Below are 16072 nucleotides of genomic sequence, written 5' to 3'. Positions count from 1 at the left end.
AACCCCCCGCTCATCGAAAGAGGCACCAATGGGCACATACAAGCAGGTGATCGTGGCCGCGGGGGTGGCCCTCACCCTCGCCCTGACCGGCTGCACCAGCACGAGAAACGAAGGCGCGGCCGAGCAGGGCGCCGCCACCCAGCCGGCCGGATCCGGCGGCCTGCCGGCGATCGCCTCCCCGCAGGAGGTCATCGCGAAGTCGCTGGGCGCGATGCGCGGCAAGAAGGTGCAGATGATCACCATCAGCGGCGACGGCGCGGCGCTGACCCGGGCCTGGAAGGAGCGCACCGTGCTCGGCTTCCGGGAGGTAGGTGTCGACTTCACCGCCATCAACGCCAACTTCGACACCCAGGTCCTGGCCCAGCAGGTGCAGACGGCGATCGACCAGAAGCCGGACGCGCTGATCCTGCACAACGCCGACCTCAGCGGCCTGGCCAAGCTCATCCAGCAGGCGCAGAGCGCGGGCATCTACGTGATCGTGCTGAACCTCGGCTCGAACGCCCAGAGCGACGCCTACATCGGCCCGAACTGGACCGCGATGGTCGGCAAGCTGGCCGAGCGGGCCGCCGCCGACTGCAAGGCGATGAACAAGAAGGACGTCGCCATCATCAGCGGCTTCGCTTCGGACACCGGCTCGCTGCTGACGGTGGAGTCGGCCACCCAGGTCTTCAAGGACCAGGGCATGAACCTGGTTGCCAGCCAGCCCGGTCAGTACGACCCGACCAAGGCCAACGAGATCACCCGCACGCTGCTGCAGCAGCATCCCGGCCTGTGCGCGCTCATCGGCAACTGGGACGGCATGATGTCCGGCGCCGCCAACGCCGTGGCCCAGGCCGGCAAGATCGGCCAGGTCGGCGTCTACACCACCGACTCCAGCGACGTCGCCTGCGACGGCATCGCCAAGGGCACGGTGGCGGCGGCCGTCAACTACGGCGGCGGCACGACGATGGGCGACGACGCGGTCGCGGTCACCCAGTACCTGCTGCAAAGCGGGGTCACCCCGGGAGCCAGCAGGACCGCCCTGTTCACGCCGACCCAGATCATCGACAAGTCCAACTACCAGCTGGCCGGCTCCTGCTACGCGGCGGCGGCGCAGTAGCCCACCCCGCGGGTGGGTGGCCACTCACCCACCCGCGGATCGAGGTGACCCGCGCTTCGAGAATGGGGAACGACACGTGCCCAAGGATGCTTTCGCTCTCACCGGTATGTCCTGGCGACACAGGTTCTCCTTCCAGCGATCCCTGGCCGAGCTGCTCGGCAAACGCTGGATGGAGGCGATGGTCCCGTGCCTGCTGCTGGTCAGCGTGCTGACCTACTTCGGCGTCACGGCGGACGGCTTTCTCACCCTGGACAACGCCTCGACGTTGTCCCAGAACTTCGCCGAGCTCGGCCTGGTCGCGCTCGGCATGACGATCGTGCTGATCGGCGGTGGCATCGATCTGAGCGTGGGAGCGGTCTTCGGGGTGGTCAACGGCTTCGCGCTGATCGCGTTCAGACTGCTCGACTGGCCGGTCCCGCTGGTGGTGGCGGCGGCCATCGCGCTGGGCGCGCTGCTCGGCTCGGTGAACGGCGTCCTCATCGCGTACGCGAAGACGCGGCCGTTCATCACCACACTGGTGACCCTCCTGGCCTACCGCACGGTGGCCGAGTACATCGACACGATGTACAGCCCGCGCATGGCCACGACCACGCGTATCGATCCCATCTGGGACATGCTGGGCGCGGGGCGCCTGGCCGGGCTGACCACCCAGTTCGTGCTGCTGGTCGTGGTGGCCCTGGTGGTGCACGTGCTGCTCAGCCGGAGCCGGTGGGGGTGGCGGATCACGGCCATCGGCTCGTCCCGCACCTCGGCCCGCCGGGCCGGGATGAACCTGCCCGCGATCACCTTCAGCACCTATGCCGTCGCGGGCGCGCTGGCCGGTGCGGCCGGGCTGCTGACGGCCAGCCGGTTGGAGCAGAGCTCGGCCTCGACCGGTCTGGGGATGGAGTTCGCGGTGCTGACCGCCGTCGTGATCGGCGGGGTGAGCCTGGCCGGGGGCAGGGGCACGGCCATGCGCGCGCTCATCGGGGCGCTCACCGTGGCCGCGATCTCGCAGGGTCTCACCCTGCAGGCCCAGCCGCGTCCCCTCTACTCGGCGGTGCTCGCGGTGATCCTGCTGGTCTTCGCCGCGGCCGACCTGAAGTGGGGCAAGAACCGGGGCAAGGCGATCCAGAAGATCTACATGGCGCCCGGCAGGTTCCGCCTGCGCGCCTCGCCGGACATCTACCAGCAGGGCGGTGTCTGGGAGCTGAACGACCGGCTCACCGGCGCGCAGGCGATCGGTCTCGGTGAGCTGGACGGGCCCGAGGACGTGGTGCTCGACGAGCGGGGACGGCTGTACTGCGGCGACCGCCGCGGCTGGTTGTGGCGCTTCGACGGCCCGGACTCCCCCGCGGAGCTGGTGGCCCGGGTCGGCGGCCACCCCCTCGGCCTGGTCATCGACAAAGACGGAAATATCGCCATGTGCGTGGCCGGGATGGGCCTGTACGGCATCACCCCCGAAGGCCAGGTCACCCCGCTGGCCACCGACGTCAAACGCACCTGGTACCGGATCAACGACGACTCGGCCATCCGCCTCGCCGACGACCTGGACGTCGCCGCGGACGGGAAGATCTACTTCAGCGACGCCAGCACCCGGTTCGACGGCGACGAGTACTTCCTCGACCTGATCGAGTCGCGCCCCAACGGCCGGTTGCTCCGCTACGACCCGGACACCGGGCAGACCACGGTCGTGCTGCGCAACTACGCCTTCCCCAACGGCATCTGCGTGTCGCACGACGGCGCGTCCGTGCTGATCAACTCCTCCAACCTCTACCGGATCGACCGGTTCCACCTCGCCGGGCCGAAAGCCGGGCAGCTGGAACCCTTCGCCGAGAACCTGCCCGGCATTCCGGACAACATCAATCGCGCCTCGGACGGCGGCTACTGGGTCGCCTTCGCGGGCATGCGGACGCCGGTGTGGGACCTCGCCATCTCGATGCCGAAGTTCCGCCGCCGGATGGTGAAGGAACTCCCCTTCGACGAATGGCTCGTGCCCAACCTGAACACCTCGTGCGTCATCAAGATCACTGAGGCGGGCCAGGTGGTGGAGTCCCTGTGGGACGGACAGCAGAAGGACCATGCGGTGATCACCTCGATGCGCGAGCACGACGGCTACCTGTATCTGGGCGGGCTGACCAACGACCGGCTCGGCCGGATCGCCCTCCCCCAGCACGAGATCCCGGCGCGGGCCGGGTCCGAGCGGGTGGTGAGCGCGCCATGAGCCTTACCTCCGAACTCCGCCGCAGCCTGGGCCTGGCCGCCGAGTTCCTGCTGCCCTCCCGGTCGGAGAACCGCGCGATCCCGTCACTGGACGGCGGCCTGGCCGCCAACGACCTCGTGGACGCCTGCCAGGTGCTCTGGTCCGGCGCCGACGCGGAGCCGGACGACCTCGCGGTCGCCGACGAGCACACGCTGCTGTTCACGGCCGGCCGCGACGTGCTCGGCCTGGACCGGCGGACCGGGCGCACGCACACGGTCGCGTCGCTGCCGGGCCGGGTGTCGGCCCTCGCCCCGGACGGCGATTTCGCCGTGGTGGACGGGGGCGGCCTCTACCGGCTGGCCGGCGGCGTCGCCGAGCGCGTCGGCGACACCTCGTTCACCTGCCCGACCAGCCTCGTGCATGCGGACGGGCAGGCATACCTCACCCTGGGCAGCGCCGAGTTCGCCGCCGACCAGTGGACGCACGACCTCATGGGCAAGGGCGCGTCGGGAAGCCTGGTGCGGGTCGATCTCGCCTCCGGGCGGGCCGAGACGCTGGCCGCCGGTCTGGCCTGGCCCGCCGGGGTCGCCATCGGCCCGGACGGGCCGTCGAAACTGCTGGTCACCGAGGCCTGGCGGCACCGGGTGCTGGAGTTCGACGTCACCCGCCGGGCAAGCCGCCCGCTGCTGGCCAACCTGCCCGGCTACCCGTGGCGGCTGGCCCCAGAGGGGAACGGCGACTACCTGCTCGCGTTCGTGGCGCTGCGGACGCATCTGGTGGACTTCGTGCTCCGGGAGGACTACTTCCGGGCGGAGATGATCCGTACCGTGCCGCCGGAGTTCTGGATCTCGCCAGCGCTGCGCTCGACCGGGGAGCGGTGGGAGCCGCTGCAGATCGGCTCCATCAAGCATCTCAACCAGACCAAGCCGTGGGCGCCGTCGCGTTCGTACGGGCTGCTCGCGCGGATGGCGGCCGACGGCACGTTCCTGCGGGGGTGGCACGCGCGGGCGGGCTCGGCCCGTACCGGGATCACCGCGGGACGGCGGGCAGGCGCGGACATCGTCATGGTCAGCAAGGGCGGCCGGATGCTGCTCGCGGCGGAAGGGGAGGCGGCATGATGACGTCACAGCCGTTGCTGGAGATCGTCGCCGGGTCCAAGAGCTACGCCGGCGTACGGGCGATCCAGGACATCGACTTCACCCTGCACCCGGGCGAGGTGCACGCGCTGCTCGGCGAGAACGGCGCGGGCAAGTCCACCCTGTGCAAGGTCATCTCAGGCGCGGTACGGCTGGACGCCGGCCGGCTCACCATGGGCGGCAAGCCGCGCGAGTACACCCACCCCAGCCAGGCGCTCCGCGACGGCGTGGCCATGGTCTACCAGGAGACCAGCCTGGTCCCGACCATGACCGTGGCCCAGAACCTGCGCCTCGGCGACGAGGCGCTGCTGTCGCGGTTCCGCTCGCTCAACATCGAGGGCCGCCAGCTGCTGCGGTCGATGAACTTCCCGGTGCAGGTGACCTCGCTGGTGTCCGCGCTGGGCAGCGCCCAGAAGCAGATGGTGGAGATCGCCCGGGCGATCCGCAGGCGCGCCAAGGTCGTGATCTTCGACGAGCCGACGGCGACCCTCACCCCGGAGGAGACCGAGCAGCTGTTCGGCGCCATCGGCCAGCTGACCCGGTCGGGCGCGGGCGTCATCTTCGTCTCGCACGCCATCGAGCAGTCCTTGCACATCGCCGACCGGGTCACGATCCTGCGGGACGGGCGGCGGCAGCTGACCACCCAGGCCGCCGACATCGGCAGGGACGAGGTGATCCGGCTCATGGTCGGCCGCTCGGTCGAGTACGCCCGCCGCCCGCCGAAGCCGGGCCTGGTGCGCGGCCCGAAGGTGCTGAGCGTGGAGAACCTGACCATGGGCACGGTGGTCAGGAACATGACGTTCTCGGCCTTCGCCGGGGAGATCGTCGGCATCGCCGGGCTGGTGGGCTCGGGCCGTACCGAGGCGTGCCTGGTGGTGACCGGCGCGCTCAAGCGCAACCGGGTCAACGGCGGGCGGGTGCTGCTGGACGGGCGGCCGGTGCGCTACCGGGTGCCGCGCCAGGCCGTGCGGGACGGGATCGTCTACGTCACCGAGGATCGTAAGGTCAACGGCTTCTTCGAGACCATGTCCATCGCCGAGAACATCGCCATCGGGGAGGCCGCGGCGGGCCGGAGGCTGGCGTTGCTGCGGGGTTCCCGCCGGGTCAAGGCGGTGGCCGCCCGGTTCATCCAGCGGTTCCAGATCCGCACGATCACCCCGAACGCGCGCGTGGTGGAGCTGTCCGGGGGCAACCAGCAGAAGGTCGTGCTGGCCAAGTCGCTCACCGGCGATCCCCGGGTGGTCATCTTCGACGAGCCGACCCGGGGGGTGGACGTGGGGTCGATCGAGGAGATCCACCAGCTGATCCGCCAGATCGCCGATCAGGGGGTCGCGGTGGTGCTGATCTCGTCGTACCTGCCGGAGATCTTCTCGCTGTCGGACCGGATCCTGGTCGCCAGAGGCGGCCGGATCGTGGCGGAGTTCGCGCCGGACTCGGCCACCGAGGAGTCCGTCATGTTCGCGGCCGTGCACTGATGGGGAGGCAATGATGACCGGATTCACGCTCCGCGCCACGCTGGACGTGGGCGCCGCCCGCTCGCCCGAGGCGGTGGCCCTGGCGTTCGAGGAGACCGAGCTGACCTACGCCGAGCTCGGCCGCCGGGTGGACGAGGTCGCCGCCGGCCTGGACCGGCTCGGCTTCGGCGCGGGCGACGCGCTGCTGGCGGTGCTGCCCAACTGCGTCGAGTACGTCGAGCTCTTCTACGCCGTCGCCACCCTGGGCGGGATCATCGTCCCGGTGAACTACCTGCTCAGCCCCGAGGAGGTCCGCCACATCAAGGGGGACTCCGGAGCCGGCTGGATCGTCGTGGACGGCTCGATGACCGGCCTGCTGAGCGGGCTCGACCTGTCCGGGACCCGGGTCATCCAGCGCGGCGACGACTACCAGGCGCTCCGGGATTCGGGCGTGCTCGCGGCCAGGCCGCAGGTCGCGCCGGACGACGTGGTGCTCCTGCAGTACACCTCGGGCACGACCGGCGTGGCCAAAGCCGCCGTGCACACCCACCACACGCTGATGTGGAACACGGTCCAGCAGGTCGTCGACTTCGGGGTGGATCAGCGGGATTCCTACCTGTGCGTGCCGGCGCTGTGCTGGGCGGCCGGGTTCCACGACTTCACCCTCGCGGTGCTCTGGACGGGCGGCCGGGTGACGCTGCTGCCGAGCCGCTCGTTCGACCCCGCGCGCTTCCGCGACCTGCTGGTCCGCCACCGGGTCAGCATCGTGGTGCTGGTGCCCTCGGTCCTCAGGATCCTGCTGCGCTCGGGGCTGGTGTCGGCCGCGACGTGGGGTTCGATCCGGCTGCTCGCCTCCGGCGGCGAGGCGTTACCGGTGGAGCTCATCGAGGAGTTCGAGGCGGCGCTGCCCAGCGTCTGGGTGATGCAGTGCTACGGCATGACCGAGGGGCCGATGATCATGACGTACCTCGATCGGGACAGCGCCGTGCGCAAGCGCGGCTCGGCCGGGAAGGCGATGTCGATGACCGTCATCGAGATCAGGCGATCCGACGGGACCGCGGCCGACTCCGGCGAGGTGGGCGAGATCGTGGTCCGCTCCCCCGCCTCGATGATCGGCTACCACCGCGCGCCGGAGCAGACCGCGCTGGCGCTGCGCGACGGCTGGCTGCACACGGGCGACAACGGCTGGCTGGACGAGGAGGGCTACCTCTACGTGGCCGGGCGGGCCAAGGACATGATGATCTCCGGCGGCCTCAACGTCTACCCGGCCGAGATCGAGCGGGTCCTGCTCCGGCACCCGGCCGTGCGGGAGGTCGCCGTCGTGGGCGTCCCGCACGAGGTGTACGGCGAGGTCGGCCGCGCGCACGTGGTCGTGGCGCCGGACGCGGGGGTCACCCCGCCGGAGCTGGCGCGGCACGCGCGGCAGAGCCTGGCCGGTTACAAGGTGCCCCGGGTGTGGGTGCTCGGCGCCGAGCCGCTGCCCCGGACGACCTCCGGCAAGGTGCTGAAGTCCAAACTGCGGGAGCTGCCGAAGGGAACATCAGATGTGGAGCTTTGAGACCGACCCGGAGTTCCAGTCCCAGCTCGACTGGATGCGGACCTTCGTCGACGAGCGCATCGTGCCGATCGAGACGCTCCGGCCGGATCGGGAGGAGTTCGCCGCGCTCATCGTGCCGCTCCAGCAGGTGGTCAAGGAGCGCGGTCTCTGGGCCGCCCACCTCGCGCCCGACCTGGGCGGGCCCGGTTTCGGGCAGCTCAAGCTGGGCCTCATGCACGAGATCATCGGCCGCTGCGCGGTCGCGCCGTACGTGTTCGGCAACCAGGCCCCGGACGCGGGCAACAGCGAGATCCTGGCCCGGCACGCCACCGCCGGGCAGCGCGCACGCTGGCTGGTCCCGCTGCTGGAGGGGCGGCTGCGCTCTAGCTACGCGATGACCGAGCCCGGCGCGGGAGCCGACCCGACGCTGCTGGCCACCAGGGCGGTCCAGGTCTCCGGCGGCTGGCGGCTGGACGGGCACAAGTGGTTCATCACCAACGCCTCGGCGGCCGACTTCATGATCGTCATGGCGGTGAGCGATCCGGACGCCGGGCCGCACGAGCGGGCCAGCCAGTTCATCGTGCCCACCGGCACGCCCGGGCTGCGGGTGGTCCGGGAGATCGGCACGCTGGAGGACTCCCGGCCCGAGTGGGGGCGCCTGGAGAACCACGCCGAAGTCGTCCTGGACGGCGTGCTGGTCGGCGCGGACGCGCTGCTGGGCGAGCGCGGCCAGGGCTTCCGCATCGCGCAGGAGCGGCTCGGGCCCGGCCGCATCCACCACTGCATGCGGTGGATCGGCCAGGCCTCGCGCGCCCTGGACCTGCTCTGCGAGCGGGCGCTGGCGCGCTACAGCCACGGCTCGCCGCTGGCCGACAAGCAGACCGTGCAGAACTGGATCGCCGAATCCTGGGCGGACCTGCACGCCGCCCGGCTGATGACCCTGCACGCGGCCTGGACGATCGACCGGTACGGCGTGAAGGCGGCCAGGACGGAGATCAGCGCGATCAAGTTCCGCGGCGCGCAGATGCTGCACGACGTCATCGACCGGGCCATCCAGGTGCACGGCGCGCTCGGGCTCACCACCGACCTGCCGCTGCAGGACATGTACCGCCGCGCCCGGTCGGCCCGGATCTACGACGGCCCTGACGAGGTGCACCGGCAGACGGTGGCCCGCAATGTCCTGAGAACCCACAAAGCCCGATGACCCCTACCCATCCCCAAGAGACGGAGGACCACGTGTCCGGCGAGCAGCCAGCGGACTCCACCCGTGACCGCATCCTGCAGGTCGCGTCCCAGATATTCGCCGTGAAGGGCTATCACGGCGCCGGCGTGTCCGAGCTGGGCGAGGCGGCGGGCCTGCAGCGCGGCGCGCTGTACTACCACATCGGGTCCAAGGAGGATCTGCTGTTCGACCTGTGCAAACGGCACGTGGACGAGGCTCTGACCCGGGGCAGGGCCGCGGTGGCCAGCACCCCCGACCCCCGGGAGCAGCTGCGGCGGCTGGTGCACGCCCACCTCAACACGCTGGCCGAGCGCCGCAGCGACGTCATCGTGGCCGAGCACGAGATGCGCTCGCTGACCGGCGACCGGTCGGTGCGGCTGCGGGCGCTGCGGCGGGAGTACCAGAGCCTGTTCGAGGAGGTCTTCGAGCGCGGCGTGGCCGCCGGGGTGTTCCGTACCGCGCATCCGATCGACGTGATGGGGGTGCTCGGCCTGCTCAACTACACCTACGTGTGGCTGGATCCGAAGGGCCCGACCTCGGTGGACGAGATCGCCGAGCGGCTGGTGGTGCTGATCATCGACGGCATGGCGGCCCACTAGTGGGCGCGACGCGCAGGCGGGCGCTGGTGACGGGCGGCGCTCGCGGAATCGGCCGGGCGATCGTGTCTGAGCTGGCCGATCGCGGGGTGGATGTCGTGTTCACCTCCCGGAAGCCCTCGCCCGAGATGGCGGGCGCGGAGCCGTACGACCTGCTGGACGGCGACGCCGAGGATCTCATCGGCCGGTGCGTGCGGCGGCTGGGCGGGCTTGACACCGTGATCCTCAACGCCGGGGAATGGGCTGGCGGCCGGATCGAGCAGCTGCCGCCGCAGGACTGGTGGCGGGTGGTGGAGACGAACCTGCGCGGCAACCACCTGCTGGCCCGCGCCGCGCTGCCCGCGCTCCGCGCGTCCGGCGCGGGCTCGCTGCTGCTGGTCTCCTCGGTGATAGGCCAGGCCGGTTTCCCCGGCGACACCGCGTACGCCAGCGCCAAGTCCGCCATGACCGGCTTCGCGCGGGCGCTGGCCAAGGAGAGCGGGGTCCGGGTCAACGTGCTGGCACCCGGATTCGTGGACACCGACATGACCACCGGGCTCGGCGAGCGGGCCAGGCGGCGCATCGTGGAGCGCACGGTGCTCGGCCGGTTCGGCACGGCCGAGGAGATCGCCAGAGCGGCGGTCTTCCTGGCGGAGGACGCGACCTTCTGCACCGGCGCGGTGCTGACCGTGGATGGCGGGTGGACATTGTGAGCACAGGACCGCTGAGCGGTGTGCGGGTCATCGAGATCGGCGGGATCGGCCCGGGGCCGTTCTGCGGCATGATGCTCGCCGACATGGGCGCGGAGGTGCTGCGGGTGGACCGGCCGGGCTACCGCAGCCCGGCCAATCCGCTGCCGCCGCACGCCGACCTGATGAACCGGGGGCGGCGTTCGGTGGCGATCGACCTGAAGGCGCCGCGCGGCGCGCAGACCGTGCTGCGGCTGGTGGAGTCGGCGGACATCATCTTCGAGGGCTTCCGGCCCGGCGTGGTGGAGCGGCTCGGCATCGGCCCGGAGGCCTGCGCGGAACGTAACCCGCGCATCGTCTTCGGGCGGATGACCGGCTGGGGCCAGCAAGGGTCGCTGGCCGATCGGGCCGGGCACGACATCAACTACATCGGGCTGACCGGTGTGCTGGCGGCGATCGGCACGCCGGAGTCGCCCCTGCCGCCGCTCAACGTGGTGGGTGATTTCGGCGGGGGCGGCATGCTGCTGGCGTTCGGCCTGGTGTGCGCCCTGCACGAGGCCCGCGCCTCCGGTCGCGGGCAGGTGGTGGACGCCTCCATCGTGGACGGCGCCTCGCTGCTCATGACGCTGTTCCACGCGTTCGCCGGCGAGGGGTTCTGGTCGCCCGCGCGTGGGGTCAACCTGCTGGACGGCGGCTCGCACTTCTACAACGTGTACGAATGCGCCGACGGCCGGCACGTCGCGGCGGGCGCGATCGAGCCGCAGTTCTACCGGCGGCTGCTGGCCGGTCTCGGGCTCGACCAGGACCGGGACTTCCTGGACGGGCAGGCCAGGCCGGAATCGTGGCCGGTGCTGAAGAAGCGGATGGCGGAGGTGTTCCGGAGCCGTACCCAGGCCGAATGGCTGGCCGAGTTCGAGGGGACCGACGCCTGCCTGACCGAGGTGGTGCCGTTGGGGGAGGCGGCCGGGCATCCCCTGAACGTCGAGCGGGACGCCTTCGTGCGGGTCGGCTCGATGGTCCAGCCCGCGCCCGCGCCGCGCTTCAGCCGTACCGCCCCCGGAGTGCCGTCGCCGCCGCCCGCGCCCGGGCAGGACACGGTGGCCGGGCTGACCTCCTGGGGGCTGTCGGCGGCGGAGGTCGACGACCTGATCGGCGACGGCACCGTGGTCCAGGCCGGTGCCCCGTGGTGAGGGTCGAGTTGTACCGGCGGATGGCGCGGATCCGGCGGTTCGAGGAGCGCACCGCGCAGCTCTACCGGGACGGCGAGATCCCCGGTTTCGTGCACGTGTCGATCGGCCAGGAGGCGGTCGCCGTCGGGGCCTGCTCGGTGCTGACCGGTAGGGACATCATCACCTCCACGCATCGGGGTCACGGGCATGTGCTGGCCAAGGGCGGGGACATGGGCCGGATGTTCGCGGAACTGCTCGGCCGGGCCGATGGCAGTTGCCGGGGGCGGGGCGGCTCCATGCACATCGCCGATCTGGACGCCGGGGTCTTCGGCGCGAACGGCATCGTCGGCGCGGGCCTGCCGATCGCCACCGGCGCGGCCATGGCGATGCGGCTACGCGGAACCTCCGATGTCGCGGTTGCCTTCTTCGGGGACGGCGCGGTGGCCCAAGGGGCCTTCCACGAGGCGGTCAACCTGGCCGCGGTGAAGGACCTGCCGATCGTGTTCCTCTGCGAGAACAACCACTTCGCCGAGTTCTCCGACGCGTCGGTCATCCGCGAACTCCCGCTGGCCGACCGCGCGCGCGGGTACGGCATCGCCTACGCCCACGCGGACGGCAACGACGTGGAGGCCGTCGCCCGGGTCATGGCCGCCCAGGTCGCCCGGGTCAGGTCGGGCGCGGGCCCGGTCCTGGTGGAGGCCGAGACCTACCGGGCCCGCGGCCACTACGAGGGCGACCAGCAGCGCTACCGCACACCCGAGGACCTGGCCGCCCGGGAAGCCAACGACCCGCTCGCCATCCTGGCCGCGCGGATCCGCGCCGACGGCGACGGCGACCTGCTCGCCAAGATCGCCGACGAGGTCGAGCGTGAGGTCGAGGCGGCCATCGCGTTCGCCAGGGCCGCACCGGAACCCGGCGCGGAAACCCTCCAGGAGTACGTCTACTCGCCGGTCGGGCACCGGCCCCCGCTCCCCGTCCCCGCGGACGTCCAGGCCACCCCCGCCATCAAGACCAGCCGGGCCATCCGCGCCGCGCTGGAGGACGAGCTGGCCACCGACCCCTCGGTCTTCCTGGCCGGCATCGACGTGGCGGCGGGCGGCAACGTCTTCGGCCTCACCCGGGGGCTGCACGAGCGCTTCCCCGGGCGGCTCATCGACACGCCGATCTCCGAGACCGCCATCATGGGCCTCGGCGTGGGCGCGGCCATGTCCGGCCTGCGGCCGGTGGTGGAGCTCATGTACCTCGACTTCATCGGGGTCTGCCTGGACCAGCTCATGAACCAGGCGGCCAAGATGCGGTTCATGACCGGCGGCGCCGTCCAGGTGCCGCTGACCGTACGCACCCAGTTCGGCGCGGGCCGGTCCTCCGGCAGCCAGCACTCGCAGAGCCTTGAGGTGCTGCTGGCCGCGATTCCCGGGCTCAAGGTGGTCATGCCGGGCACCCCCGCCGACGCGTACGGCCTGCTGCGGGCGGCGGTGCGCGACCCCAACCCGGTCATCGTCATCGAGAACCGGCTGCTCTACGAGGTCTCCGGGGACGCGCCCGACCGGAGCGAGTCCCTCGAACTCGGCCGCGCGCACGTCGTCAGGGAAGGCTCCGACGTCACCGTCGTCAGCTACTCGCGGATGGCCCAGGTCTGCCTGGCGGCCGCGCGGGAACTGGCCGGGCGCGGCATCGAGTGCGAGGTCGTCGACCTGCGCACGATCGCGCCGCTGGACTACCAGACGATCATCGCCTCGCTGGCCAAGACCTCGCGCCTGCTCATCGCGCACGAGGCGATCACCGACTTCGGGGTCGGCGCGGAGATCAGCGCCCACGTCGGCGAGCACGCGTTCGAGCTGCTGGACGCCCCGATCAAGCGGGTCGGCGCCGCCAGGATGCCGCCGCCGTACGCGCCGAACCTGGAACGGCTCTGGCTGCCCGACCAGGCCGCCGTGGTCCGGGCCGTCGAGCAACTGGTCGCGTATTAGATGGGGGATTCACTGTGAGCGATCATGCTGTCTTCGCGAAGCGGCTGGAGGCGTGGGCGCGTGCGCACTACGGTCCCGGCGCGGTGGTGGGCGGCGTGCGCCGGATGCCGGGCAACTCCGGGATCAGCTACGGCTTCGACGTCGAACACTTAGGTGAGCGCGAGGCGCTGGTCGTGCGGCTGGCCCCGCCCGGGGTCGCGCGGCAGGGCAACGCCGACGTGATGCGGCAGGTGCCGCTGCTGCGCGCGATGAAACGGGCCGGGCTGCCGGTGCCCGGCGTGCGCTGGTTCGACGCGGACGAGTCGTGGTTCGGCGTGCCGTACCACATGGTGGAGCACGTGCGCGGGCAGTCGACGCACCTGTTCGATGCCGGGGCGGCCGAGCTGGTCGACGGCTCGGGGCTCGAGCCGGTGTTCGCGGAGGCGATGGGCGTGCTGGCGGCGATCCACCGGGTGGACTGGCGGCGCGAGCTGGCCGGGTGGAGCACCCCGCGGGATCTGGCCGGCGAGATCGACTCCTGGACGCCGAGCCTGCTCAAGTCCGACGACCCGCGCTGGATCGAGCGCGGGTTGCGGCTCAGGGACCGGCTGGTGGCGAGCATGCCGAAAATGGCCGAGACGAGCGTGGTGCACGGCGACTTCTACTCCAACAACTGGCTGTTCGCCGAGGGGCGGCTGACCGCGGTGCTGGACTGGGAGATCGCCTCGATCGGGTGCGCGGGGGTGGACATCGGGTGGATCTGCATGATGTACGACCCGCGCAGCTGGGGTCCGGCCCGGCATCAGTGGTCGCGGTGGTCGCCTTCGCCGGAGTTCCTGCTGGGCGCGTATCGCGCGGCGGGCGGTCCGGAGGTGCCGGATCTGGCCTGGTTCCGGGCCTTGGCCGGGTTCCGGCTCAGTTGTATCACCGCGATGAGCCTGCGCCTGCATCGGACCGGGCGGCGGCCCGATCCGGCCTGGGAGGTGCTGGCCGACGCCTCGCCGTACATGCTGGACCGGGCCGAGGAGCTGCTGGCAAGGGAGGTTCGATGAAGGAGTTCGCGCACGTCGAGGACGTGCTGCTGGTGCTGGGACCGGCGGAGGAGCTGCCGGGGCTGCTGGCCGGGCTCGTGGCGGCCGGATTCACCTCGGCGTACGGCGCGGACGAGCTCCTCGACGGCGAGGGTCCGACCCTCGCGGCGGCGCGCGCGGCGCTGGAGGCGCGCGGCGGCAGCGGGCGCGCCGACGTCGTGGTGTCGGTGCGGGGGCGGCTGGATCTGGCCGCCCGCTGGGTACGGCGCGGCGGCCGGGTGGCGTCCCTCGCGGCCGAGACCGTCATGCCCAGCCTGGACACGCTGGTCGCCCGAGAGGTGACCGTCATCGGAGGCTGGGATGAGTGAGGGACCGAAGCGCGCGCTGCTGGCCGCGCCCCGGCGGTTCGAGGTCACGCCGGGACCCGCGCATTCCCTGGGCCCCGCCGACGTGCGCATGGACGTGCTGGCCGTCGGGATCTGCGGCTCGGACCTGGCGACCTTCCGCGCCGGAGACGCCGCCCCCGACCAGGTGCTCGGCCACGAGATCGTGGCCCGCGTATCCGAAGCGGGCGCCCTGCCGGTCGGCGCCAGGGTCATGGTCCGCCCGATGCGCTCGTGCGGACGCTGCTGGTACTGCGCCCAGGGCAGCACCCAGCTGTGCGACCGGTCCCGCGAGCTCACCCTGTCCTTCCAGCGTCCCGGCGGGTACGCCGAGGAGCTCATCCTGCGCGATCTCGAACCCGGCGACGTGATCCTGCTGGCCGCCGACGTCCCGATTCTGGACGCGATCTGGGCCGAGCCCCTGGCGGTCGCCCTGCACTGCGTGGCCGCGCTCGGCGACACCCGGCCCGGCGACGCGTTGCTGGTGGTCGGCGCGGGCCCGCTCGGCCTATGCGTGATCGCAGCGGCGCACGCCCGCCACCTGAAGGTGACCGTCGTCGAACCCCGGCCCGCGCGCCACGCGACCGCCCTGGCCGCGGGCGCCCAGGCCGTCTACCGTCCCGGCGAGCCGATCGGCGCGTTCCCGTGGACCATCGTCGCGGCGGGCACACCCGCGGCGCTCCGCCTGGCCGTCGAATCCACCGCCCCGCACGGCCACATCGCCGTCGCCGCCCTCGGCCCCGCCCCCTTGCCGCCCCTCCCCCACCCGATCGAGATCCACGGCTCCTTCGGCTACCGCACCGAAGAGTTCCACCAAGCCGCCACCCTCATCAACACCCACGCCGTACGCCTCGGCGCCGCAGTCACCCGAACCTTCCCGCTGACCGGCATCAACGCCGCCTTCGCATACGCCCTTGACGATCAGGACGCGGTCAAGGTGGCCATCACTCCAGGTGCTGCTGGATGGCCGCCATGACCGCCTGCGGAGAGGCCGAGCGGCGGAATGTCGCCACGACGACCTCGTCGGCGTCCTCCCGCGGCTGCTCGCGGAAGGTGGCGATCACATACCGGAAGGCGTGATCGAGGGGGCCGAAAGGGTCGTACGTGCCGCCGCTGCGCAGCCACCCGCGCAGGACCTGGTTGTGCGCGGCCACGACCGCGGCGGCCACGAGCTCGGCGCGCAGGTCGGCGTCGGGCGATCCGGCCAGCCACGCGCCGGCGAACTCGCGGAACAACCGCTGGTAGCGGGCCACACTGGCGATCTCCCTGGTGCGTAGCGCGGGCACGCGGCCGACCAGGCGATAGCGGCGCAAGGACACCTCCGCGTCGTCCACGTAGTGCGTCAGCACGATGCGGACCGCGTCGATGATGGCGACGATCGCCGTGTCGGCGGTCGAGGAGCGCAGGCGGGCGTCGACCGAGGCGAGCAGGGTGTCGTGGTCGGGGAAGATCGCGTCTTCCTTGGACCGGTAGTAGCGGAAGAACGTGCTGCGGCTCACCCCCGCCCGGGCCGCGATGTCGTCGACGGTGGTCTCGTCGTAGCCGTTCTCGTCGAAGAGCGCCACGGCGGCTTCGGCGAGGCGCTGGCTGATAGGCGGTTTGGGCACGCGGCCATTCTCGCGGACCCCGGGCTTGTCCCCGCACAG

Annotated in this window: 14 protein-coding genes; 13 read left to right on the top strand and 1 reads right to left on the bottom strand. The window is 71.7% G+C overall.

Going from position 1 to position 16072, the window contains the following annotated elements; translation table 11 throughout:
- The first annotated feature begins 28 nt into the window (after positions 1 to 28).
- The 13 genes from Amac_RS35980 (at position 29) to Amac_RS35920 (ending at position 15402) form a co-directional block, all read left to right on the top strand.
- Positions 29 to 1099, top strand: coding sequence for a sugar ABC transporter substrate-binding protein (locus Amac_RS35980; RefSeq protein WP_170322827.1), 1071 nt, complete (start codon positions 29 to 31; stop codon positions 1097 to 1099).
- Between the two features lie 76 nt (positions 1100 to 1175).
- Complete coding sequence (locus tag Amac_RS35975) at positions 1176 to 3302, top strand: ABC transporter permease (protein ID WP_155358883.1); 2127 nt, start codon at positions 1176 to 1178, stop codon at positions 3300 to 3302.
- The gene (locus tag Amac_RS35970) at positions 3299 to 4399 is read left to right on the top strand and encodes an SMP-30/gluconolactonase/LRE family protein (protein WP_155358882.1); all 1101 of its coding nucleotides are present in this window, start codon (positions 3299 to 3301) and stop codon (positions 4397 to 4399) included. Before Amac_RS35975 ends, Amac_RS35970 begins: the two co-directional genes overlap by 4 nt.
- Complete coding sequence (locus Amac_RS35965; RefSeq protein ID WP_218041490.1) at positions 4396 to 5892, top strand: sugar ABC transporter ATP-binding protein; 1497 nt, start codon at positions 4396 to 4398, stop codon at positions 5890 to 5892. Before Amac_RS35970 ends, Amac_RS35965 begins: the two co-directional genes overlap by 4 nt.
- A gap of 13 nt (positions 5893 to 5905) precedes the next feature.
- The gene (locus Amac_RS35960) at positions 5906 to 7429 is read left to right on the top strand and encodes a class I adenylate-forming enzyme family protein (RefSeq protein WP_170322826.1); all 1524 of its coding nucleotides are present in this window, start codon (positions 5906 to 5908) and stop codon (positions 7427 to 7429) included.
- Entirely contained in the window at positions 7416 to 8612 is a 1197-nt protein-coding gene (locus tag Amac_RS35955) for an acyl-CoA dehydrogenase family protein (protein WP_155358880.1), read from the top strand. The genes Amac_RS35960 and Amac_RS35955 overlap by 14 nt, the downstream gene beginning before the upstream one ends.
- A gap of 32 nt (positions 8613 to 8644) precedes the next feature.
- A complete protein-coding gene (locus tag Amac_RS35950) occupies positions 8645 to 9229 on the top strand; it encodes a TetR/AcrR family transcriptional regulator (RefSeq protein ID WP_170322825.1) in 585 nt (194 codons plus the stop codon).
- 26 nt (positions 9230 to 9255) lie between these two features.
- A complete protein-coding gene (locus Amac_RS35945) occupies positions 9256 to 9918 on the top strand; it encodes an SDR family NAD(P)-dependent oxidoreductase (protein ID WP_218041489.1) in 663 nt (220 codons plus the stop codon).
- Positions 9915 to 11084 carry a CaiB/BaiF CoA transferase family protein gene (locus Amac_RS35940; protein WP_246268943.1) on the top strand — a complete coding sequence of 390 codons (1170 nt, stop codon included), beginning with the start codon at positions 9915 to 9917 and terminating at the stop codon, positions 11082 to 11084. The genes Amac_RS35945 and Amac_RS35940 overlap by 4 nt, the downstream gene beginning before the upstream one ends.
- Complete coding sequence (locus Amac_RS35935; RefSeq protein ID WP_218041488.1) at positions 11081 to 13033, top strand: alpha-ketoacid dehydrogenase subunit alpha/beta; 1953 nt, start codon at positions 11081 to 11083, stop codon at positions 13031 to 13033. The genes Amac_RS35940 and Amac_RS35935 overlap by 4 nt, the downstream gene beginning before the upstream one ends.
- 14 nt (positions 13034 to 13047) lie before the next feature.
- Positions 13048 to 14064 (top strand): phosphotransferase family protein, encoded by a 1017-nt coding sequence (locus Amac_RS35930; RefSeq protein WP_155358876.1) that lies wholly within the window; start codon positions 13048 to 13050, stop codon positions 14062 to 14064.
- Complete coding sequence (locus Amac_RS35925; RefSeq protein ID WP_155358875.1) at positions 14061 to 14411, top strand: hypothetical protein; 351 nt, start codon at positions 14061 to 14063, stop codon at positions 14409 to 14411. Before Amac_RS35930 ends, Amac_RS35925 begins: the two co-directional genes overlap by 4 nt.
- Positions 14404 to 15402: a zinc-dependent alcohol dehydrogenase gene (locus tag Amac_RS35920; RefSeq protein WP_155358874.1), complete on the top strand. Its 999-nt coding sequence runs from the start codon at positions 14404 to 14406 to the stop codon at positions 15400 to 15402. Before Amac_RS35925 ends, Amac_RS35920 begins: the two co-directional genes overlap by 8 nt.
- Here Amac_RS35920 and Amac_RS35915 read toward each other — a convergent pair.
- A complete protein-coding gene (locus Amac_RS35915) occupies positions 15371 to 16033 on the bottom strand; it encodes a TetR family transcriptional regulator (RefSeq protein WP_155358873.1) in 663 nt (220 codons plus the stop codon). The genes Amac_RS35920 and Amac_RS35915 overlap by 32 nt on opposite strands.
- Positions 16034 to 16072: the final 39 nt, after the last annotated feature.

Origin of the sequence: Acrocarpospora macrocephala, assembly GCF_009687865.1 — a bacterium.
Lineage (GTDB): Bacteria > Actinomycetota > Actinomycetes > Streptosporangiales > Streptosporangiaceae > Acrocarpospora > Acrocarpospora macrocephala.
This window is presented reverse-complemented; position numbering and strand designations above follow the sequence as displayed.

What these genes read in the sequence shown, in the direction of transcription:
- Amac_RS35925 (WP_155358875.1), top strand. Translation starts at nt 14,061, where the DNA reads ATGAAGGAGTTCGCGCACGTCGAGGACGTGCTGCTGGTGCTGGGACCG.
- Amac_RS35920 (WP_155358874.1), top strand. Translation starts at nt 14,404, where the DNA reads ATGAGTGAGGGACCGAAGCGCGCGCTGCTGGCCGCGCCCCGGCGGTTC.
- Amac_RS35955 (WP_155358880.1), top strand. Translation starts at nt 7,416, where the DNA reads ATGTGGAGCTTTGAGACCGACCCGGAGTTCCAGTCCCAGCTCGACTGG.
- Amac_RS35970 (WP_155358882.1), top strand. Translation starts at nt 3,299, where the DNA reads ATGAGCCTTACCTCCGAACTCCGCCGCAGCCTGGGCCTGGCCGCCGAG.
- Amac_RS35960 (WP_170322826.1), top strand. Translation starts at nt 5,906, where the DNA reads ATGACCGGATTCACGCTCCGCGCCACGCTGGACGTGGGCGCCGCCCGC.
- Amac_RS35980 (WP_170322827.1), top strand. Translation starts at nt 29, where the DNA reads ATGGGCACATACAAGCAGGTGATCGTGGCCGCGGGGGTGGCCCTCACC.
- Amac_RS35965 (WP_218041490.1), top strand. Translation starts at nt 4,396, where the DNA reads ATGATGACGTCACAGCCGTTGCTGGAGATCGTCGCCGGGTCCAAGAGC.